Here is a 21,964-nt window from a genome sequence, read left to right on the forward strand (position 1 = left end):
ACTACTTTCTATCTTAATAAAATAAATGGATAAACCAAATAAAAAATAATACAAGATATACGATATATCAGAGAGAATAATTGGAGGTCATAATGTCTGGTTCAGATCAGATTGTTGGACAGATAATCATATTAATCATATTGACAATGGTAAATGCCTTTTTTGCATGTGCAGAAATGGCTATGGTTTCTGTAAATAAGAATAAAGTAAAAAAATTGGCGGAGGAAGGAAAGAAGAGTGCAAAGCTGGTACTTCAGTTTTTGGAAGAACCAACGAAATTCTTATCAACTATCCAGGTAGCAATTACCCTTGCTGGATTTTTCTCCAGTGCATCCGCTGCATCAGGATTGTCAGACCCCTTGGGTGCTTGGCTGTCAGAACATAATATTCCTTATGGAGAACAAATCGCTTTAGTATCTGTAACATTGATTTTATCTTATTTTACGTTGGTGTTTGGTGAGCTGGTACCAAAAAGGGTGGCTTTGCAAAAACCGGAAGCGATTAGTATGTTTTGCGTGAAGCCAATCAAGATAGTTGCTAAAATTGCATATCCATTCATACAGCTGTTAACCTTCTCAACTAATATTGTTACTATGCCCTTTGGTATGAAGGAGGGAAACACAGAGGAAATCTTATCAAGAGAAGAACTAAAATCTCTCGTGAATGAGGGTCAGGTACAGGGTGTACTTAATAAAAAGGAAAAAGAAATGATTAACTCCATCATGGAGTTTGATGAAAAGTCCGCTAAGGAAATTATGACACCCAGAATTAACGTATTTGCTATCGATATTTCTGCTCCAAAGGAAGAATATCTGGACGATTTGCTTAATACCAAATATACCAGAATACCTGTGTATGAAGAGGATATCGATAATATTGTAGGTATGCTGTATATAAAAGACTTTTTAAAGACGGCTGTGAAGTCAGGCTATAAGAATGTCGATATCAGAAGCATAATGAAAAAGCCTTTTCTTGTGCCGGAAAGTAAAATTATTAAGGATTTATTTAAAGAACTCCAGCAGTCAAAGAAGCAAATAGCTGTATTAATCGATGAATATGGCGGATTTGCCGGAATTGTAACGATGGAGGATCTGGTAGAAGAGGTTATGGGAGATATTGAGGACGAGTATGATCCAGTATCCTATAAAATTAAGAAAGTGGATGATTCAACTTACCTAATTGATGGTCTGACCTCCATAGATGAGCTGAATAACAAGCTGGACCTTAACCTATACTCTGAGAACTATGATACAATATCGGGCTTTCTGATTGACAGATTAGGAACGATACCGCAGGAGAATGACGATCGTACAATTGAGCTGGACAACCTAGTATTTAAACTGGAGAGCGTTAAGCATAAGAGAATTGACAAGGTAAAGCTATATATCGGAAAAGAAGAGGAAGAATAGCTCGATTCATTACAGGGGGGATATCATGTTTGGCCATAAAGCGGCAATAGAATTTGGTATTATTGGTTTGGGACATTTTGGTTATGCCCTTGCTTCGAGTCTGGCGGAGGCTGGTAAAGAAGTATTAGTTCTCGATAATAATGAAAAGAAGATTAAGCAAATCAGGAATTTGACAGATAATGCGCTGGTTGTTAACGACCTATCAAAGGAGACATTGCTCGATACCGGAATACAGAACTGTGACACGGTTATTGTGTGTATTGGCGAAAAAATAGATGTCAGTATCCTGACAACCTTAAATGTAATAAGTATGGGGGTTCCCAGAGTCATAGCGAAAGCAATAAGCCAGGAGCAGGGAAATGTTCTTGAGAAAATAGGTGCTGAGGTGGTATATCCTGAACATGATATGGCCATTCGCTTGGCTAATCGTTTACTTTCATCGAGAGTAATGGATTATATTGCTTTGAACAATGATATCTCCATATCAGAAATCAAATTAACTGATAAGGTTGCTGGTCAGACAGTTTTGGAATCCGGAGTACGAAAGAAGTATAAGCTTAACATAATTGCTCTTGAGCATGAAGGGAAGACGACTACCTATATTACTCCCGATTTACTAATGAGTAAAGGAGATTATATTGTAGTCGTTGGTAATAAAGAGGATATTCGGAAGTTTGAAGAATACCTCCGTTCATAACACAATAATTCAGTCATTATCATAAAAAGGGTTGTTGCACAATTACTGCTGGTACATTATGCAACAATCCTTATATTATTTATAGGAAAAGACGTTTATTATGCAGTTTGATAGGAAAAGTGATAAAAGTGGCACGATTATTTTTCTATTGAATAAACTGAATTGAGAATATTGGAATTCGTTGTGTTTTCAAGGAGGTTACCATGTATAACAATAACGATAACGAAGCTTTATCCTATGCCGGAATCCCATACGATGACCTAAACTGGTATGATATCTCCGGTCAACCATTTGGTATCGCTTCCTACTTTAACGCAATTATATTTGGGGATGCGAATAATATAGTAGATACAAAAGGTGCTATGGCAATAGGAGGCAACTTTGTCAGTCCTAGAGGCCTCAGCTTAGCTTATGGAAATGATGGAAAGCTTCAAGGAACTGGATATAGCCCAGACCTGGTTCGCTTTCTGGTAGGTGGGAACGTTGCCATGCAAGGGCCCCTCGTAGTAATCGGTCATGTAGTGGCAGGAGGCAATTTCCGTGCGGCTAGTGGAAGTACCTATATGATTGGAAAGGATGGATCACCGAATCAAGCACAGGAGCTGATGAATTTATATCAGGTAAATGGCGGAAGTAGATATTGGAGGCTGAGTGACCGCAATTCACATTATGCTGTATCCAGTTATGACGTACCCAGATATATTCCTGCCAGCAGAATCAGAGCGGATTTAACCTCATTTTTTAATGATGCAAAGGAAAGTATAAGCTATTATCATGACTGTATTAATGATCTGGAACCCAATGGTACTGTAACAGAACGCTTTCATCAATGGATACTAAGGGGAACAGATCCGGAACAGAATGTATTTTTAATTGATGTAAGTCCTAATGGATTATTAACAAAAGAGATTCATCTGGATATACCGCCTGGAAGTCTGGCAATTATCCGCCTTCGTACCGGCAATAATGCACATATACAATACGGCTTGTGGGGAGACAATCGTAATGTACACAATACATTGTATGTCTTTGAAGATGCAATGAATATCTACATGGAATCACCAGCAGCAATATGGGGAAGCGTTCTTGCGCCGCAAGCAATGTTTCATGCACATCCGACGGGAGGCAATGTCAATGGTAATGCGGCTCTTGGTTCCTTTGCTGTCAGTGCTACCAGTGGTTTCGAGTTCCATCAATATCAATTCGCCGGTGGTGTGAATTGTATGGAAATGGCTCCTATGCCACCGGAGCTCCCTGAAGAGATTATTGATATTGCGATACCTGCTCCTATTCCGGAACCGGCACCCTGTCCACCGTGTCCAGAACCGGAATCTTGTCCAACACCAGAGCCTTGTCCAACACCGGAACCCTGTCCAACACCGGAACCATGTCCAACACCGGAACCCTGTCCGGAACCGGAACCCTGCCCGGTCTGCCCAGAAACGGAGCCCTGTCCAACCCCAGCACCCTGTCCAATCTGTCCGGAACCGGAACCCTGCCCGGCCTGCCCAAAACCAGAGCCATGTCCAGAATGTCCAGTATGTCCGGAATGCCCCGAATCAAAAGCCTATGTTGAAATTCATCCGGTACCAATACCAGTCCCCATACCATGCCCGGAACAGGAGCCATGCAAAGACTGTTTGATTATTCCGGGAGTAATCTTCGGATGTATCTGGGGATGTAGCTGCTGTCATGATCACTATTGGGAGATAAAGCTTTATCGTATATGCGGAGAAAGGAAAGTACTAGCGAACTGCACCAAAATATCCTGTTGTGGCTGCTTCCAATTTGAGGCAAATTATGATGACTGTTATAAGCTTGTCATTTGTCCTATTACGAACGGAAAGAGCAGAGGAAACTGCAAACCAATGTTAACCTTGAAAAATGTCGGGGTAACCAATTTGATTATCGAATAATGGTCGAAACAGTAATATTGATAAAACTGGGAAATAACCGTATAATAAAGAATAGTAAAATACGAAAGGATGAGATAAATGGCAAAGATATATATTTTTTTGGCAGAAGGACACGAGGAAATTGAAGCGCTAACAGTAGTAGACCTGTTGCGTAGGGCGAATATAGATATTACGATGGTTTCCATTACAGGAAAGAGAATGGTTACCGGATCACATCAGATTACTACTCAAGCAGATGCCTTGTTTGAAGAAATCAATTGTACGGATGCGGATATGCTGATTCTTCCCGGAGGTATGCCTGGGACAAAGAATTTGCAGAATCATGCCGGATTAGATAGCTTATTGAAAGATGCTCATGCAAAGAAGATACCACTTGCTGCAATCTGTGCGGCGCCCATAGTTCTTGGCACGAAAGGCTTACTGGAAGGGAAAAATGCAGTATGCTATCCGGGACACGAGAATAATATGGGCGGTGCACAGATAGTAAATGAGGCAGTTGTAACGGATGGTAATATTATAACCGCCAAAGGTATGGGTGCTGCAATTGATTTTTCATTAGCTATCATTAAGTTCTTTTCGGGAGCGGATAAAGCAAAAGAGATTGCAGCGGCTATACAATATCCGTTTTATACGGATTAAGTTCATTACACTGTATTGATCAGATTTTTGATACCTTAATCACTATAAGGAAGTATTTTTTTTCGCAGAAGAAGGAGACAGATCAGATTCGGTAATGCCATGAATGCATTTACTAAATCAGTAACTTCCCATACAAGCTCCAGGGACATAATGGACCCGAGGTAAATCATAATAATATATAACAGGCGGTAGGTATTTATTCTGGATTTTCCGAATATATATTCTACCGCTTTTTCTCCAAAATAAGACCATCCAATAAGTGTTGCCACAGCAAAGGCTATTAATGACAGACCAAGAAAGATATTCCCTAAAGGAAGGGAATCAAAGGCGGCCGTTGTTAGCTCCGCAAAGGAGTAGCCTTCTACGCTGCCAGGACTTTTAAGTATATTTGTTACAATTACGAGTCCTGTAATAGCGCACATTATGACAGTATCCCAGAAGGTAGCACTCATGGATATTAATGCCTGCCTGGAGGGATGGGAGGTCTTTGCTCCTGCAGCAGCGATGGCAGCAGAGCCCAGTCCTGACTCATTCGTAAATAGTCCTCTTGCTATTCCATATCTGGCAGCAGAACGAATTGTACTGCCAATAAATCCACCTGCAACAGCTGCTGGAAGTCTGGTTGACGTAAAAGCGGACTTAACAATAATCTCGAGTGCTGATCCAATATAACCGGAATTCATAATGAGCAGTACGATACAGCCTAGAATGTAGAACAAACCCATAGCAGGAACCAGCCTGCTGCATATTTTACCGATGGACTGGACACCGCCCACGATAACAAAACCTACAATGATGGCAACGATCATCCCGACAGCTATTTCAGGTAAATTCCAGAGTGTTTTGGCGGTTTCTGTAACAGCACGGGATTGTGTGGAACAGCCAACACCACAGGAGGCCATCAGGGTAAATACACTAAATAAAATTGCCAGCCATTTTTTATTCAGACCATATTCCAAGGCGTACATTGGACCTCCCAGAAATGATCCGTCCGATGTTTTTCTTCGGAATAGTATACCTAGATAACACTCGGCATAGGAGGTTGCCATTCCCAGTAAACCAGTGAGCCAGCACCAGAAAATAGCTCCCGGGCCACCTAGTGCAACGGCAGTGGAAATGCCAACGATATTTCCGGTCCCAATGGTTGCTGCCAGAGTTGCTGTTAGAGAGGCAAAACCGCTGAGATCACCTTCCTCATCTGAATTAGGAGTAACGGATAGCTGAATTGCCTTACCGATATGCCTTTGTACCCCTTTCAAGCGAAAAGTAAAATATATATGGCATCCAAATAATAAAACGGGCAGAGGAACTCCCCATATAAAATTGTTGATGCTTTTTAAGAAATCTATCAAACAACCACCCTGATCTATGTTTTTATAAAATATATGACTACTTTTCGGAAAGTAGATGTAAAAATAAAGAACCATTAATGAACAAGGAGCATTTACAAATAATATAAAAATTAATTTTTATGAGTATTTTAAAATAATCTGTACCATACTATGGTATGGGTTAAAAAAGCAAAAATGCGTTACTAGACTATGGTTAGCGAAGCAATAATTACCATCATAATATTTCACCTTACGGTTAACAATAACATTACAGGCAATACAAAAACAGAATCACGCGCGGTGATAATACTTATTAGTAACCGCTGAACCTACAAAAGCTGATTTTGTGTCTTGGTTGCTTTGATATTAACAAAACGGAGGTGAAAAAAGTATGGCAAACAATAATAGTGGATCTAACAGAGCAGAAGTTCCTCAGGCAAGAGAGGCATTAAACCGTTTCAAAATGGAAATCGCCAATGAAATCGGTGTTCCGTTAAAACAAGGTTATAACGGAGATTTAACAAGTAAACAGAATGGTTCTGTAGGCGGCGAGATGGTAAAACGTATGATTAGACAACAGGAACAACAGATGTCAGGCGGCCAACAGTAATTAAGTAACTGAAAATTAAACATGTATTAAGAAAAGCATCACTGATTCAGTAAAGCATTACTTGAATCAGTGATGCTTTTATAAATTTTCTTTCCAAAATTATTCGGATTATGATAAAATAGAAAATGCTTGAGGTTTAAGCTAATTTTACGTGATTCGCTTTGGAACTGGGGTTTACCAAGGAAAACTCCTCGTTCTAAAGGCATATACATATAAAATAGGTATTTACATTTATAAGAATAGGGATATAGTAAAATCAAAAATAATATATGGATATCAAAATGTGGAAAGGAATTAAGAAGGATGGGTAAATATTTTGGTACAGATGGATTTCGTGGGGAAGCGAATGTTAACTTAACGGTAATGCACGCTTATAAGGTTGGAAGGTTTTTGGGGTATTACTATGGAAAGGACCACAAGGCTAATATTGTGATTGGAAAGGATACAAGAAGGTCCAGTTATATGTTTGAGTATGCATTAGTAGCCGGACTCACTGCGAGTGGTGCAGATGTATATCTGCTACATGTAACAACAACACCAAGTGTCTCCTATGTCGTTAGAACAGAAGGCTTCGATTGTGGAATTATGATATCGGCGAGTCACAATCCGTATTATGATAATGGTATAAAAGTAATTAACGGCAGTGGCTATAAGCTGGAGGCTGAAGTAGAAGATCTGATTGAGGCCTATATTGATAGTGAAGAAGATACCATCCCACTAGCAACGAAGGAGAAGATCGGAAGAACAGTAGATTATGCAATAGGAAGAAACCGTTACATAGGTTATTTAATTTCATTAGCTACCAGATCCTTTAAGGATAAAAAGGTTGGACTGGATTTGGCCAATGGCTCCGCAACTACCGTTGCGAAAGGAGTATTTGATGCATTGGGTGCAAAAACCTTTGTCATAAACTCTGAACCTGATGGAACGAATATCAATCAAGATTGCGGTTCGACACATATTGAAGTTTTACAAAAGTACGTAGTGGATAATAATCTGGATGTGGGTTTTGCATACGATGGAGATGCAGATCGATGTTTGGCAGTCGATGAAAAAGGTAATATTATAGATGGCGATATTATTTTATATATATGTGGTGTATATGCAAAAAGCCATAATGATCTGGCAAACAACACAATTGTAACAACCGTGATGTCTAATCTGGGACTTTACAAGGCATTGGACAGCAAGGGAATTCATTATGAGAAGACAGCGGTTGGAGATAAATATGTATTTGAGAATATGATGACAAATGGGCATTCCATTGGTGGAGAACAGTCGGGACACATTATTTTCAGTAAACATGCCACAACAGGAGATGGAGTCTTAACATCACTAAAAATAATGGAAGTAATGCTTGAAAGTAAAGCAAAATTATCGGAGCTTCACAAGGAACTGATTGTCTATCCACAGCTTCTTAAAAATGTAAAGGTCCATGATAAAAAAGCGGTGAAGCAGGATGCGCAAGTTAATGAGGTCATCAGCCAGGTAGAAAAAGAGCTTGGGGAGGAAGGAAGAATCCTGGTACGTGAAAGCGGAACAGAACCGTTGATCCGAGTAATGGTTGAAGCAAAGTCAGAAGAGCTTTGCAAGGAATATGTAGAACGCGTGGTTGAACAGATGCGAAAACAGGGGCATGTTCTATAATCCATATAAATTTATGTCTACTAAGCGAAAGCGTCTCTGCGGCGGATATATTTCTCATTCCCACCCAGACGGATATATTATGTTGAACTGTATCTTTAAGCCCTAAATACCAGGAAAATAAAATTCTAGTATTTACAGAATTGCTATGATATAATATACTAATGTCAAAATGTCTGTAATAATAGGCAATATGTACTTTTTTATGTCTGCGTATAGGTTGCACAAAATTGGTAAAAGTTAAGTACATGGATATGGGATCGGGTTTCTCCCAGATGAAAAGGCATTTACAATAAGAAATGACCTTTATAAAACAAGAGGAAAATCCTCTATAAAAAACAGGAGGCAATAAAACATGAGTTTACAAGTAGAAAAGTTAGAAAAGAATATGGCAAAGCTTACAATAGAGGCTTCCGCTGAGGAATTTGAAAATGCTTTACAGAAAGCATATCAGAAAAATAAGAACAAAATTAATGTTCAGGGATTTCGTAAGGGTAAAGTTCCTCGCGCTATCATCGAAAAGATGTATGGCCCAGGTGTGTTCTATGAAGATGCTGCTAACGAGTTAATTCCAGAAGCTTACGAAAAAGCAGCCAATGAAAGTGGTTTAGAGATTGTATCCAGACCTGAAATTGATGTGGTTCAGGTTGAGAAGGGCAAAAGCTTTATTTTTACAGCAGAGGTTGCATTAAAGCCGGAAGTAACCTTGGGTGAATACAAAGGTATTACTGTTGAGAAAAAGGTTGCTGAGGTAACGGATGAAGAAGTTATGGCTCGTATCGACAGCGAACGTGAGCAGAATTCAAGAACAATTACTGTTGAGGACAGAAATGTTCAAGACGGGGATATTGCTATAATTGATTTCGAAGGTTTTATTGATGGAGTGCCGTTTGAAGGTGGAAAAGGAGAGAATTATTCTCTTACCATAGGCTCTCATTCCTTTATTGATACCTTTGAGGAGCAGTTGATCGGGAAAGCCGTTGGGGATGAGGTTGAAGTAAACGTAACATTCCCTGAGGATTACCAGGCAAAAGAATTGGCAGGCAAGCCGGCTCTATTCAAGGTTACGATTAAGGAATTAAAGGTTAAGGAACTGCCGGAGTTAAATGATGATTTTGCACAGGATGTATCAGAGTTTAATACTTTAGATGAATATAAAGAGAGTATTAAGGCTACAATTAAAGAAAATAAAGAGAAAGAATTAAAAACAGCAAAGGAAAATGAAATCGTTGATAAGATTATTGAAGGAGCAACGATGGATATTCCTGAGCCTATGATTAATTTACAGGTTAATCAGATGGCAGAAGAATTCGCTCAGAGAATGCAGTACCAGGGTCTTTCTATCGAGCAGTATTTTAAATTCACTGGTATGGATGCTAAGAAATTCTTGGAAAGCTTAAGACCGCAAGCATTAAAGAGAATACAGAGCAGACTTGTCTTAGAGGCAGTTGTTAAAGCGGAAAACATCGAGGTTACTGAAGAAGAGCTTGAGAAGGAATTAACTGATATGGCTTCCATGTATCAAATGGAACTGGATAAATTAAAAGAAGTAATCGGTGATAAGGAAAAAGAACAGATTAAACTTGATATTGCAGTTCAAAAAGCAGTAGATTTTGTCGTAGAACAGGCAAAAGAAGCATAAGATGGAATAGTTACAATGAGACAACTTACAACACCGAAAGAAGGAGGAATACAGTATGAGTTTAGTACCTTATGTCATAGAGCAAACTAGTCGCGGTGAAAGAAGCTACGATATTTATTCAAGATTATTAAAGGATCGTATTATTTTTCTTGGAGAAGAAGTAACAGATGTAACAGCTAGTCTGGTTGTTGCACAGCTTTTGTTCCTCGATTCAGAAGATCCTGGAAAAGACATTAATTTCTATATTAATAGTCCCGGCGGTTCGGTTACAGCTGGATTGGCAATCTATGATACGATGAACTATATTAAAAGTGATGTATCAACCTTCTGTATTGGTATGGCTGCAAGTATGGGTGCATTTTTACTTTCCGGCGGTACCAAAGGAAAAAGATATGCTCTTCCTAATGCTGAGATTATGATCCACCAACCATCCGGAGGTGCAAAGGGTCAGGCTACTGATATTAAAATTGTATCCGATCACATTATTAAAACAAGACAAAGATTGAATGAGATATTGGCAAATAATACGGGAAAACCTTTGAGTGTTATCGAGGTGGATACCGAAAGAGACTTTTATATGAGTGCGCAAGAGGCCGTAGATTACGGTATTGTAGATGGAATACTTACAAACCGTTAATTCGGGTATTCCCAGTACTCACAGTGAGAATGGGGTGATTAGGCATGGCTGGAAAAATAGATGACAGAAAGCAATTAAGATGTTCCTTCTGTAATAAGACACAGGATCAGGTACGTAAATTAATTGCCGGACCAGGTGTTTATATATGCGATGAATGTATCGAGATATGTAGTGAGATTATCGAAGAAGAATTCGATGGTGATCCGGTGATGAATACGGACATAAACCTGTTAAAGCCCGCCGAAATAAAGAGTTTTCTAGACCAACATGTAGTTGGGCAGGAGGAAGCTAAGAAGGTATTAGCGGTTTCTGTATATAATCATTACAAAAGAGTACTGGCAGAGAAGGATTTGGATGTCGAGCTTCAGAAGAGCAATCTGCTGATGATTGGTCCAACCGGTTCCGGTAAAACATATTTAGCACAGACCTTGGCAAAGCTGTTAAATGTGCCATTTGCGATCGCAGATGCTACTGCCTTAACAGAAGCGGGATATGTTGGTGAAGATGTTGAAAATATTCTTCTTAAGATTATTCAGGCAGCTGATTTTGATATTGAACGTGCTGAGTACGGGATTATATATATCGATGAAATCGATAAGATTACCAGAAAATCGGAGAATACTTCGATTACCAGAGATGTTTCCGGTGAAGGTGTACAGCAGGCTCTTCTGAAAATTCTTGAGGGAACAGTAGCTTCCGTTCCGCCTCAGGGAGGAAGAAAACATCCACATCAGGAATTTATACAGATTGATACGACAAACATTTTGTTTATTTGCGGAGGAGCTTTTGATGGTTTGGAGAAAATCATCGAATCACGAATTGGACAAAAATCGATTGGTTTTAATGTGCAGGTATCTGAGAAAGGCAAGGCCAATATCGGAGAACTGTTCCGTCAGGTAATGCCACAGGATTTAATCAAATACGGTATGATACCGGAGTTCGTCGGACGTGTTCCCGTAACTGTTGCGCTTGATATGCTGGATGAAGAGGCTTTGATACGAATTCTTACAGAGCCGAAAAATGCAATAACCAAACAGTATAAAAAACTGTTCGAGCTGGATGGTGTTGAATTAGAGTTTGAAGATGATGCTTTGGAGGAGATTGCGAAGCGTTCATTCCAGAGAAAAATTGGAGCCAGAGGCTTACGTGCAATCATGGAATCAATTATGATGGATTCTATGTACAATATTCCATCCGATAATAACGTAATAAAATGTATTATTACAAAGGATGCGGTACTCGGTAATGAAAAGCCAAAGCTTATTCTTTCGGATGAGGCAGTGACAAGAAAGCCGATTACAAGGCGTTCAACTAAGAAAAGCAAGGACGAAATAGCATGATTATAAAAAGTGCAAATTTAGAGACAGTATGTGGTGTTGCCAGTGTTCTTCCTATAAATGATAAGCCGGAGATTGCATTTGCAGGTAAATCGAATGTAGGGAAGTCATCCCTAATCAACGCACTGCTGAATCGAAAATCATTGGCAAGAACGTCTGCGCAGCCCGGAAAAACACAAACTATTAATTTTTATAACATTAATGATCAGTTCTATTACGTTGACTTGCCGGGATACGGTTACGCGAAGGTATCTGAAGCAATCAAAGCAAAATGGGGTAAGATGATAGAAAAATATCTGAGAACCTCGAAGCAACTCAAAGCCATATTTTTGCTGATTGACATACGACATGAGCCATCGGGGAATGATAAGAGTATGTACGATTGGATTGTACATCAGGGCTTTCAACCAATTATCATTGCAACAAAGCTGGATAAGATAAACCGAAGTCAGAAGGATAAACAGCTTAAAATTATTCGGGAAGGCTTAGAGGTTACAGCGGACACAAAGATATTTCCTTTTTCTGCGTTAACAAAGCAGGGTAGGGAAGAGATTTGGGACTATATAGAGACGATATGTAATCTAAAAGAAATATAAATGATACTGGGTTAGAACACCACATTCGAATATATTAACGTTTGTGGTATTCTAACCCGGTTTTTTAGCTAAGTAATATGGACATAATATTGGAATACACCTCAGAACTCTTATCTTTCCAGTTGTTACATATCAAAGAGGCTTCCTCCTGTGTCGTTACGAGTAAAGTAAGATCTATTATGGTAGAGCTTCTTTCCTCAACACTCAAATGAGCTGCATACTCGCCTTTTTTTACCTGATAGTAATCTGCCTGGGTAGAAACCTCAGCCTGAAGTTCATATTTATTTTCCTGCAGATATACTTCGATATCCTCCTTGATTGCTGAGGATATCATATTATCGAAGAGAAGAAGCGTTTCGTATCCACTGTCAGTTATCCGGTAGAGAGAACTGTTCCGGATTGTTTTCACTTCCACGAAGGCATCATCAATCAATTCTGATATGGATTGTTGGATATTAAAATAATTGGTATACTCCTTTTCTAGGATGAAAGAAGTTAATTGGGCATTGGTCAAGGGAAAATTAACTCTGCTTAAAATGTATAATACAATTAATTTATATAGCATAAAGGTATCAGACTGCATAACGTGCCTCCTTACTCATATTTTTGATAGGGAATCGATCCACCGATTGATGCTACGAATTGCTCGTATTTCGAAGGGTAGGATAATACTTTCCCTGATAAGTATCTAATTCTTTCATTCTTTTATGAAGGGTATTCAGAACATTTTTCTTATTGCTGCTCCAGGAAGGGGCTAGTAACAGCTTCTTTGGACCATCTCCTGTGAGGCGATGAATCACCATATCACCTGGTAGAAGCTCAAGACAGGCAATTAGAATATCAATATATTCCTCCAGGGTTAAAACATCCTGATATTTCCCCTGAAGATAGTAAGTTCCAAGATCTGTAGAAGATAAAATATGAAGTAGCTGAAGCTTTACTCCTTGAACCGGTAATTCAGAGATATATTTTATAGTCTTTAACATATCATTTTTAGTTTCTTTTGGCAAGCCAAGAATTGTATGTACAATGATTGGGATGCCATTATCGTGTAACCGTTTTACACAATTCTCGAAAACAGAGAGAGGATAGCCACGTCGAATTAAATTTGCTGTACTTTCATGCATGGTTTGGAGACCCAATTCAATCCAGACAGGCTTTTTCTCCTTTAGTTCGCACAGAAGACTCAGAACTTCCTCATCGATACAATCTGGTCTGGTAGCAATGGATAAAACAACAATATCAGAATGATCTATAGCCTCAGAAAATATTCTTCTCAGATAAGAGATTGGTGCATAGGTATTGGTATATGCCTGGAAATAAGCGATATATTTAGCTTGTTCCGGATTTTTTATTTTTGAAGAAACCAGTTTTTTTGCTGCTTCAATCTGATCGGTTATGGAAAGTAGCCCATTGGCTGCAAAATCTCCAGAACCGCCTTCGCTACAGAAAATACATCCCCTGGTATCAATACGGCCATCACGATTCGGACATGTCATTCCTCCGTTCAGAGATAGCCTATATACCTTCTGACCAAATTGCTTTTTCAATTCGTAGTCAAGGGAATGATACCGCTTTTGATCCCACATCATCACAATCTCTGCTTTCTTTTTTATACTAGATATTCTCCTTTACCGCCTTGCTGACAACATCACAAACTCTTGGATCAAAGGCTTGGGGCATTATGTTGTCCTCGTTCAGCTCACTCTCATCTACTAATCCTGCAATAGCGATGGCAGCAGCAAGCTTCATTTCCTCGGTTATTTGTGTTGCTCGTCCCTCAAGAGCCCCCTTAAAAATACCAGGGAAAGCTACTACATTGTTTACCTGATTCGGGAAATCAGAACGACCGGTAGCGACTACCCTTGCTCCTGCTTCTTTCGCAAGATCGGGCATAATTTCCGGTACGGGATTAGCCATTGCAAAAATGATTGCATCTTTATTCATGGATGCGACCATCTCTTTAGTCATTATGTTGGGAGCGGATACGCCGACAAACAAATCTGCACCTGCCAGAGCATCGGACAGTGTTCCATTCTTATTCTCTAAATTCGTAACGCTGAGCATTTGCTGTTGCATCCAATTCAGATTCTTATAATCCCTGGAGATAATGCCATCCCGATCGCATAAGGTGACATTGCAAAAACCATAATTAAGAAGCAGCTTTGCAATCGCAATACCAGCTGAACCGGCTCCATTTACAACAACCTTACAGGTTTCCTTATTCTTGCCGGTAACCTTTAAAGCGTTAATAGCACCTGCAAGAACTACGATGGCTGTACCGTGTTGATCATCATGAAATACCGGAATATCAAGTAATTTTTTCAATCGTTCCTCTATTTCAAAACACCTGGGTGCAGAAATATCTTCTAAATTAATCCCACCGAAAGCAGGAGCAATCGCTACAATTGTACGAATAATTTCCTCGGTGTCCTGAGTATCCAGACAGATCGGCACCGCATTTACACCGCCAAACTCTTTAAAAAGAACTGCTTTTCCCTCCATTACTGGCATAGCTGCATGAGGACCAATATTACCAAGTCCGAGTACTGCGCTACCATCCGAAACAACTGCAATGGTATTCGCTTTCATTGTATAGCGGTAAGCAGCATCCTTATCCTTTGCAATTACCTTGCATGGTTCTGCTACACCAGGAGTATAAGCAATTGCCAGATCCTCTCTTGATTTGACCTTGCATTTGGATACTACTTCTAATTTACCGTTCCACTGTTCGTGCATAATTAACGCTTGTTCACTTTTATCCATTTTCTTGTCCACCTTGTATATAAATTTCCAAAAATATTTTATAGCTATCATATCATTATCAATATGGTAAATCAAGCATATCCTTTTTAGAGATTGTGTCAACTTCTTATTGGCAAAACCCCATTCAGTTTTTCTTATAAGCTATTTCATATATCTCCGTACGGATAAGTTTGCCCATTTTCACAGGAAGATGTAGACAGTATCGTAAAACAAGCTCGATTTTCGGGAGTTTCTGCATGCGTCTATTACGTTTTGCTCCTCCCTGATAGGTTCGCCGGTCGCTCGCAAAACAAACTAGCATGCAGAAACCCACTCGAAAATCGGCTAATCGTTTTCCGATATCTGCCTACACTCCCTATAAATGGGCATACTTATCCTGTCTACGTCTATCCACAGAAAGCTTTTCTGAATAATCTCCTTGCATTTGTCTGTAATGCATCTAGCATCGGCATATGGTGATTCAGTAAATCCAGGTATGGGCTACCTTTCCCATCTTTCTTTGGTGCCTTCGCCGCACTCAATGAGTATAGTATTTCCTGCACTGGTTCTGCAAGCATCATTCCATCAGTATACCTATCTATAGTATCAACCAGCTCTTTATTCTCTCTGCTGGTAAGCAGCTTCGCCATGTTATTCGCTCCGGGGTTTGACCACCTGCGTCTTCCACCCTTCATCCGCAGGGTAATGGTGGTACAGTTCTGATTTTCCTGTACCCCCATATTTTTGTATACCATCCCTTCAGGAGCTTCGGGATAATCGTTCCTTTGTTTCTGCCAAGGCACTAATCCTTCCTTGTTGTTGTTCAGATATTCATAGAGTTCTCTTGCCTTCCTGCTGTTATTATCTTTTTCATCATCACTTTCCACACTATCAGCATAAATGCTGATATATTCAAACATTTCATCATATCTGCCTTCTTCAAACAGCCTGCCGATTTCTTTCTGGGCTTCTGGTGATGCAATCTTTTTCTTTATACTCTGCTGGATATGGAAACGATCTAATTGGAATACTGTATCCGGTTCGTAGGGGTCTTTGATCCAGCTTCCTCCGTCTCCGTTCAGTACCCGTATTTCTATCTCATCAGCATTATAAATGCTACGAATTCTAGCTTCTCTTTTGGCATGAAATTCTTCACTCTTTTCCATCCCTGCTATGATTGTCTTGCCAGCCAGGCGACTGCAGCTGCTTCCATCATCCTCCCAGCCTTCATACATGGTGGCAACCTTCATTTCCTGCTTTGGAGCCTTTCTATGGCCTTTTCCTTGCATCTTAAGTGATCCAGCAAATATACCCACGCTTTACGACCTGATTCATCCTTGGTCTCATATACGTTCCTGGAATATTCAACTTCACCCATAATTGTCTTTATTGTGGTCTGACGGGTTCCTTTACATCGGAGCTCCTTCTTATTGCGGGTTTCCTGTAATTGTTCATCATAACTTTCAAGTATGACCTGTGTCATTATCCTGCCCATTTCACAGACATAATCAAAAATTTTTTTCTCTAACTCCTTGAATGGCATCATCTTTTCGGTTACAATAGTGTTCATCATACAGCCTTCTTTCGTGTTTTTCTCGACAATTAACATTTTAAGAAAAACTGTATGATTTGGGAAGTAGGGATTTTCTCTACTTCCTATTTTTATCCCTTTGCCAATAATAATTATACTCTAACCTTTTTAGATAGCATTGTATGAGCTAATATTATTAATAACTCCATCTGTTATTATGAATCAGATAAAATATTATTCTACTATGTGTGCATTTGAAACAGTCGGTACTTAGGCTCCGCTTTCAGAGCCCTATGTACCGAAGAAGAAGTCATAGGGGAGGGGCAGAAACTATATCCAGAGCGGAGTATTTGCACATGTCGGTACTTGGGCTCTGTAATTTAGAGCCCTATGTACCGAAGAAGAAGTCATAGGGGAGGAGCAGAAACTATATCCAGAGCGGAGTATTTGTACGCGTCGGTACTTAGACTCTGTTCTTTAGAGTCTTATGTACCGTTACGCAGTGCAACTTAGTGGAAACGGCTCCGCGGCGGATATATTTCGGTCCCTCTCCTATGGCTCTTCTTGAAATCATAATGTAAAAATGGCTCCGCTCTGGATATAGTTCCCATTCCTGTCCTGTCTGTTCTTTTCTGATATAAAGTACAAAAGCAATAGCGATAATCCAAATATAGGAAAAAAAGCTTATAAGAAAATACTTTATTTTCTAATTTTTTTGTTGTATAATGTATAAATAATAAAGAATAAACGATAATTCCTCCATTATAATTAATTCTAAATCATTTCTTTATCACAATCCGTTAGAGAATCCAAACATTAAAGGAGCTAAAATATGGATAATCAGTATGAATCGATGACTCTTGCTACATTAAGGGAGATAGCAAAGGAAAAAGGGCTTAAAAATATTGCTTCGTTGAAGAAAAGTGAATTAATATCAGCACTTATTCAATTTGATTCCACTCAGAAGGAAGCAAAACAGGTTATTAACGAGGAGAAGAAAGTGACGAAGGCGAAATCCGGAGCAAGAAGTAGTGATGAAGTGGTATCAGAACAAGTGGAAACCGGAATACGTAAGAAGCCGAAAGTGAATACTGAAGCGAAAACAGATAACAGAGTAGAGAATAAAGAAGAAAACAGATCAGAGAATATCGTAGACAATAGAATTGAGAATAGAGCAGAGAGCAAAATAGAAAACAAAGCAGAAGAAAGAACGGAGTATAAGGTAGAGAGTAGACCAGAAGGTAGACCAGAACGCCCTTTAGAACAGAGGGTACCTAGACCGGAACCCAGGACAGGCATGCAGAGCTCAACTGAGGCAAGATTTCGTACGGATATTACCCAGGATATCTTAAAAGAAGATAAAGTATCTCATAGTGAAATGGACCAATTGGACAGTGGTGAGACTAAAGTTGGTATTCTGGAGGTGCTACCGGATGGATATGGATTTATCCGCTGCGATAATTATCTTCCAGGTGAGAATGACGTCTATGTATCTCCGGCACAGATACGACGCTTTAACCTAAAGACAGGAGATATCGTTACAGGTAACACAAGAATTCGAAGTCAGAATGAGAAATTCAGTGCATTATTATATGTAAAATCAGTTAATGGATTTCATCCGAATGAGGCTCAGAAAAGAAAGAGATTCGAGGATCTGACTCCTATCTTTCCGAATGAGCGTATCCATCTGGAGACACCTGGAGCTGGAGTTTCCATGAGAATGGTAGATTTAATCTCTCCTATAGGTAAAGGCCAGAGAGGAATGATTGTATCCCAGCCTAAGACCGGTAAGACCACCTTGCTTAAGCAGATTGCGAAGGCAGTTACAAGAAATCATCCAGAAATGAAGTTAATCATCCTATTAATTGACGAACGCCCGGAGGAAGTAACAGACATAAAAGAGTCTATCGAAGGAAAGAATGTAGAGGTTATTTATTCCACCTTTGATGAGCTTCCGGAAAACCATAAGCGAGTTTCAGAGATGGTGATTGAACGTGCAAAGAGACTGGTGGAACATAAACAGGATGTAATCATTCTGTTGGATAGTATCACACGATTAGCCAGAGCCTATAACCTGACGGTACAGCCCAGTGGTAGAACTCTATCCGGTGGTTTGGATCCGGCAGCGCTTCATATGCCGAAAAGATTTTTTGGTGCGGCAAGAAATATGCGTGAAGGAGGAAGCCTTACCATATTGGCAACTGCGCTTGTAGATACTGGAAGTAGAATGGACGACGTTGTATTTGAGGAATTCAAGGGTACCGGTAATATGGAATTATCACTTGACCGGAGCTTATCTGAGAAGCGTATCTTTCCAGCGATTGACCTTCCAAGATCCAGTACACGTAGAGAGGATCTTCTCTTATCGCAATCTGAAATGGAAGCTACCTATTTAATGCGAAAGGCATTAGGCGGCCTAAAATCAGAGGAGGCGCTTGAACGTATTATAGATATGTTTTTACGAACAAAATCAAATGCTGAATTTATTGAGATGATCAAAAAAACGAAAATTGTCTTTTAGGTATTGCATTCAAAATAATCGTATGCTATAATAAAAAAGCTGTTTATTAGATTGGAATTAAATATTTCAATATGTTGATATTGCATTTACTATTGGATTGTAAAGAGGTGAAAACATGAAAGAAGGAATCCATCCCAAATATCATCAGGCCAAGGTTGTTTGTAACTGCGGTAACGAATTTGTAACAGGATCAACGAAAGAAGATATCCATGTTGAAATCTGCTCAAAATGTCATTCTTTTTATACCGGCCAGCAGAAAGCTGCTGCTGCACGTGGTGCTATTGATAAATTTAACCGCAAGTATGGTATTGGTCAAGATAAATAATTACAGAAACTAATACGTTTAAAAATTGGGTTGAGGTTTACTTCCTCAGCCTATTTTTAAATAAATGAAATTTCATCTGATTATATATATTGCATTATAGTTTGAGACTAATAAAGTAGGAAAATATGTGACGAAAGATAGAGAGATTTGAGAAAGGTGCGGGTGTCAAGATGAAACCATCAGGTATTGGCGGTATGGCAGTGATGGAAGGCGTTATGATGAAGAATAAAGAGAAATACGCCATCGCCGTACGGAAGTCAAACAAAGAGATAGTAGTGGAAAAAGGTACGCATAACGATTTTTCTGATAAGGTTAAGCTGTTTAAACTGCCCATATTCCGTGGAATGCTTGCTTTTGTGGATTCCGTGGTGATCGGTGTGAAGGCGATAAATTATTCCACCAGTATCATAGAGGAGGATGAAACAAAACAAGTCGGACAAAAAGGGAATACAAAGAAAACAACTACGGCTTCAGATAATACCTCCAACCCACTCTTAATGGTATTGGCTGTTGTGGTATCAATTATAGCCTCTGTTGCTTTGTTTATGGTGCTTCCTGTATTATTAACACAATTGTTTTCAAGATTTATTATGAATACTGTGGTATTAGCAGTGCTGGAGGCATTTGTGAGGGTCTCTGTTTTTGTAGTGTATGGAATACTGGCATCAAGAATGCCAGAAATAAAAAGGGCGTTTATGTATCATGGAGCAGAGCACAAGGTACTTAATTGCTTGGAGAACGGTTTTGAATTAACAGTAGAGAATGTGAAATGGCAATCCAAGCTTCATAAACGGTGTAAAACCAGCTTTATTTTTCTGGTTTTACTGCTCAGTATTATCATTTTCTTGGTGTTACCGGCAGGTAATCTTGCATGGAGAATTATTTCACGTATTATTTTATTACCCATTATTGCAGGTTTTTCCTATGAATTTATACTCATTGCCGGAAAAAGTGAAAATAAAGCAATTGATATATTAAGCAAACCGGTTTTTTGGATGCAGGGTCTAACCACAAGAGAACCGGAGGACTCTATGATAGAAGTGGCAATTGCTTCTGTAAGTGCAGTATTTGACTGGAAGCTGTTTTTAGACGTTGCCACCACGAAGGAGTCCAAGAAGAATAAAAAAGCAAAGTCAAATGCAAAATTACGTAACCAGAAGCAGAAGGTTATTGACAAAGTAGAGAATGAGGATATTCTTGAAGAAGAATTGATGGATGAAGAATTTCTGGTTGATATGACGAATATCAAATCTCTTGATGAAGCTACCATTATGGCAGAGGTTGAGCTGACAGAGGATACCGATGCGGGACAGGATGTGGCAATTACCGAAGAAAGCAGTGCAAAAATCAGAGGGAAATCAGCACTTTCCGGTGAGAACAGCCGTAGAAGAATATATAATCCGGTAACCTTTAAGCCGGTAAGAACAAGTAATGATGATGAAGAAGATGATGAAATTCTAAAGGCTCTGGACAAGTTCTTTGATGAAGATTCCAGAGAGAAGTAGATAGAATATAAGAATGGTTTATGAGGGTTTCAATGAGTAGTTTTAGAGAATTACGAATGATAGGGCAGGAAATACTTCGTGAACAAAGGATAGCAGATGCCGATGTGGATGCATGGTATCTGCTTGCCTATGTCTTTGGAATAAGCCGGACAGAGTTTTTGCTGAGAGAAAAGGAATGTGTTCCTGAAGAAGGTAAGTTACGTTACCTGGAGCTAATACAGAAGAGAGCAGAACATGTCCCATTACAATATATTACTGGAAGTCAGGAATTTATGGGAATGGATTTTATAGTAAGCAGTGATGTATTAATTCCAAGACAGGATACAGAATTACTGGTAGAAGAAGTTCTGGCAGTTTGTAAGGGGAAAAAGGTTCTTGATATGTGCACCGGTTCAGGCTGTATTATTATTAGTCTTGCGAAGCTTAGCAAGCTTATTAAGGCTACTGGGGCTGATATCTCGGATGGAGCCCTGTCAATTGCTAAAAAGAATTCGATTAAGCTGGAGGCAAAGGTTGAATTCATCAAAAGCGATTTGTTCGAACAGATAACGGAAAGATTTGATGTTATAGTCTCGAATCCACCTTATATACCCACTAAGGACATCGAAACCTTGATGCCGGAGGTCAGGAAGCATGAACCAACCAATGCTTTGGACGGAAGTGAGGATGGGCTATTATTTTACCGAAGAATAGCAGCTGAAGCTGCGTCCTATTTAACAAAGGGAGGCTACCTGTTTCTTGAGATTGGCTTTAATCAGGGAAATGAGGTTAGGGAAATACTTCAAAAAGAAGGATTTACCCATATTGATATAAAAAAGGATCTTAGCGGGAAAGACCGTATTGTGTCTGCTAGGAGTTTTCATTAGAATGGGAGGAAGA

At 39.4% G+C, this 21,964-nt stretch carries 19 protein-coding genes and 1 pseudogene; 14 read left to right on the top strand and 6 right to left on the bottom strand.

What is annotated here, in order from left to right:
• The first annotated feature begins 92 nt into the window (after positions 1-92).
• The 4 genes from H0486_RS01780 (at position 93) to H0486_RS01795 (ending at position 4,661) form a co-directional block, all read left to right on the top strand.
• A complete protein-coding gene (locus H0486_RS01780) occupies positions 93-1,409 on the top strand; it encodes a hemolysin family protein (RefSeq protein WP_228351374.1) in 1,317 nt (438 codons plus the stop codon).
• Between the two features lie 25 nt (positions 1,410-1,434).
• Positions 1,435-2,106: a potassium channel family protein gene (locus H0486_RS01785; protein WP_228351375.1), complete on the top strand. Its 672-nt coding sequence runs from the start codon at positions 1,435-1,437 to the stop codon at positions 2,104-2,106.
• 203 nt (positions 2,107-2,309) lie between these two features.
• Positions 2,310-4,022 carry a collagen-binding domain-containing protein gene (locus H0486_RS01790; protein ID WP_228351376.1) on the top strand — a complete coding sequence of 571 codons (1,713 nt, stop codon included), beginning with the start codon at positions 2,310-2,312 and terminating at the stop codon, positions 4,020-4,022.
• Between the two features lie 78 nt (positions 4,023-4,100).
• Positions 4,101-4,661 (top strand): DJ-1 family glyoxalase III, encoded by a 561-nt coding sequence (locus tag H0486_RS01795; RefSeq protein WP_228351377.1) that lies wholly within the window; start codon positions 4,101-4,103, stop codon positions 4,659-4,661.
• Between the two features lie 35 nt (positions 4,662-4,696).
• On the opposite strand, the gene H0486_RS01800 is transcribed toward H0486_RS01795, so the two are convergent.
• Complete coding sequence (locus H0486_RS01800) at positions 4,697-6,013, bottom strand: alanine/glycine:cation symporter family protein (protein WP_228351378.1); 1,317 nt, start codon at positions 6,011-6,013, stop codon at positions 4,697-4,699.
• Between the two features lie 370 nt (positions 6,014-6,383).
• Here H0486_RS01800 and H0486_RS01805 point away from each other — a divergent pair, with 370 nt between their 5' ends.
• The 6 genes and pseudogenes from H0486_RS01805 (at position 6,384) to yihA (ending at position 12,458) form a co-directional block, all read left to right on the top strand.
• Complete coding sequence (locus H0486_RS01805) at positions 6,384-6,602, top strand: alpha/beta-type small acid-soluble spore protein (RefSeq protein ID WP_228351379.1); 219 nt, start codon at positions 6,384-6,386, stop codon at positions 6,600-6,602.
• A gap of 303 nt (positions 6,603-6,905) precedes the next feature.
• Positions 6,906-8,249 (top strand): phosphoglucosamine mutase, encoded by a 1,344-nt coding sequence (gene glmM, locus H0486_RS01810; protein WP_228351380.1) that lies wholly within the window; start codon positions 6,906-6,908, stop codon positions 8,247-8,249.
• Between the two features lie 352 nt (positions 8,250-8,601).
• The gene (tig, locus tag H0486_RS01815) at positions 8,602-9,888 is read left to right on the top strand and encodes a trigger factor (protein WP_228351381.1); all 1,287 of its coding nucleotides are present in this window, start codon (positions 8,602-8,604) and stop codon (positions 9,886-9,888) included.
• 46 nt (positions 9,889-9,934) lie between these two features.
• Positions 9,935-10,525 (top strand): annotated as a pseudogene (gene clpP, locus H0486_RS01820) (ATP-dependent Clp endopeptidase proteolytic subunit ClpP); the annotation flags it as partial.
• 44 nt (positions 10,526-10,569) lie between these two features.
• Positions 10,570-11,865 (top strand): ATP-dependent Clp protease ATP-binding subunit ClpX, encoded by a 1,296-nt coding sequence (gene clpX / locus H0486_RS01825; RefSeq protein WP_228351383.1) that lies wholly within the window; start codon positions 10,570-10,572, stop codon positions 11,863-11,865.
• On the top strand, positions 11,862-12,458 hold the full coding sequence (yihA, locus tag H0486_RS01830; protein WP_228351384.1) for a ribosome biogenesis GTP-binding protein YihA/YsxC: 597 nt from the start codon (positions 11,862-11,864) through the stop codon (positions 12,456-12,458). Before clpX ends, yihA begins: the two co-directional genes overlap by 4 nt.
• 64 nt (positions 12,459-12,522) lie before the next feature.
• Here the strand turns inward: yihA and H0486_RS01835 are convergent, their stop codons facing one another.
• From H0486_RS01835 to H0486_RS01855, 5 genes are all read right to left on the bottom strand, one after another.
• Positions 12,523-13,041 carry a DUF4364 family protein gene (locus tag H0486_RS01835; protein ID WP_228351385.1) on the bottom strand — a complete coding sequence of 173 codons (519 nt, stop codon included), beginning with the start codon at positions 13,039-13,041 and terminating at the stop codon, positions 12,523-12,525.
• A gap of 52 nt (positions 13,042-13,093) precedes the next feature.
• Positions 13,094-14,053, bottom strand: coding sequence for a TIGR01212 family radical SAM protein (locus H0486_RS01840; protein ID WP_228351386.1), 960 nt, complete (start codon positions 14,051-14,053; stop codon positions 13,094-13,096).
• Positions 14,054-14,075: 22 nt separating this feature from the next.
• A complete protein-coding gene (locus H0486_RS01845; RefSeq protein WP_228351387.1) occupies positions 14,076-15,224 on the bottom strand; it encodes an NAD(P)-dependent malic enzyme in 1,149 nt (382 codons plus the stop codon).
• A gap of 386 nt (positions 15,225-15,610) precedes the next feature.
• A complete protein-coding gene (locus H0486_RS01850; RefSeq protein WP_228351388.1) occupies positions 15,611-16,492 on the bottom strand; it encodes a UPF0236 family transposase-like protein in 882 nt (293 codons plus the stop codon).
• A complete protein-coding gene (locus H0486_RS01855; RefSeq protein WP_323163520.1) occupies positions 16,450-16,776 on the bottom strand; it encodes a UPF0236 family transposase-like protein in 327 nt (108 codons plus the stop codon). The genes H0486_RS01850 and H0486_RS01855 overlap by 43 nt, the downstream gene beginning before the upstream one ends.
• Positions 16,777-17,566: 790 nt before the next feature.
• Between H0486_RS01855 and rho the strand changes: the two genes are divergently transcribed.
• The 4 genes from rho to prmC all read left to right on the top strand — a co-directional run bounded on the left by rho (position 17,567) and on the right by prmC (position 21,951).
• Positions 17,567-19,255 carry a transcription termination factor Rho gene (gene rho / locus H0486_RS01860; RefSeq protein WP_228351390.1) on the top strand — a complete coding sequence of 563 codons (1,689 nt, stop codon included), beginning with the start codon at positions 17,567-17,569 and terminating at the stop codon, positions 19,253-19,255.
• A 115-nt stretch (positions 19,256-19,370) separates the two neighbouring features.
• Positions 19,371-19,580: a 50S ribosomal protein L31 gene (gene rpmE, locus H0486_RS01865; RefSeq protein ID WP_228351391.1), complete on the top strand. Its 210-nt coding sequence runs from the start codon at positions 19,371-19,373 to the stop codon at positions 19,578-19,580.
• 170 nt (positions 19,581-19,750) lie between these two features.
• Positions 19,751-21,085 carry a DUF1385 domain-containing protein gene (locus H0486_RS01870; RefSeq protein ID WP_228351392.1) on the top strand — a complete coding sequence of 445 codons (1,335 nt, stop codon included), beginning with the start codon at positions 19,751-19,753 and terminating at the stop codon, positions 21,083-21,085.
• 32 nt (positions 21,086-21,117) lie between these two features.
• Positions 21,118-21,951, top strand: a complete 834-nt coding sequence (gene prmC / locus H0486_RS01875; RefSeq protein WP_228351393.1) for a peptide chain release factor N(5)-glutamine methyltransferase — start codon at positions 21,118-21,120, stop codon at positions 21,949-21,951.
• The last annotated feature ends 13 nt before the right edge of the window (positions 21,952-21,964 follow it).

This window comes from Variimorphobacter saccharofermentans (assembly GCF_014174405.1).
GTDB classification, from domain to species: Bacteria; Bacillota; Clostridia; order Lachnospirales; family Lachnospiraceae; genus Mobilitalea; species Mobilitalea saccharofermentans.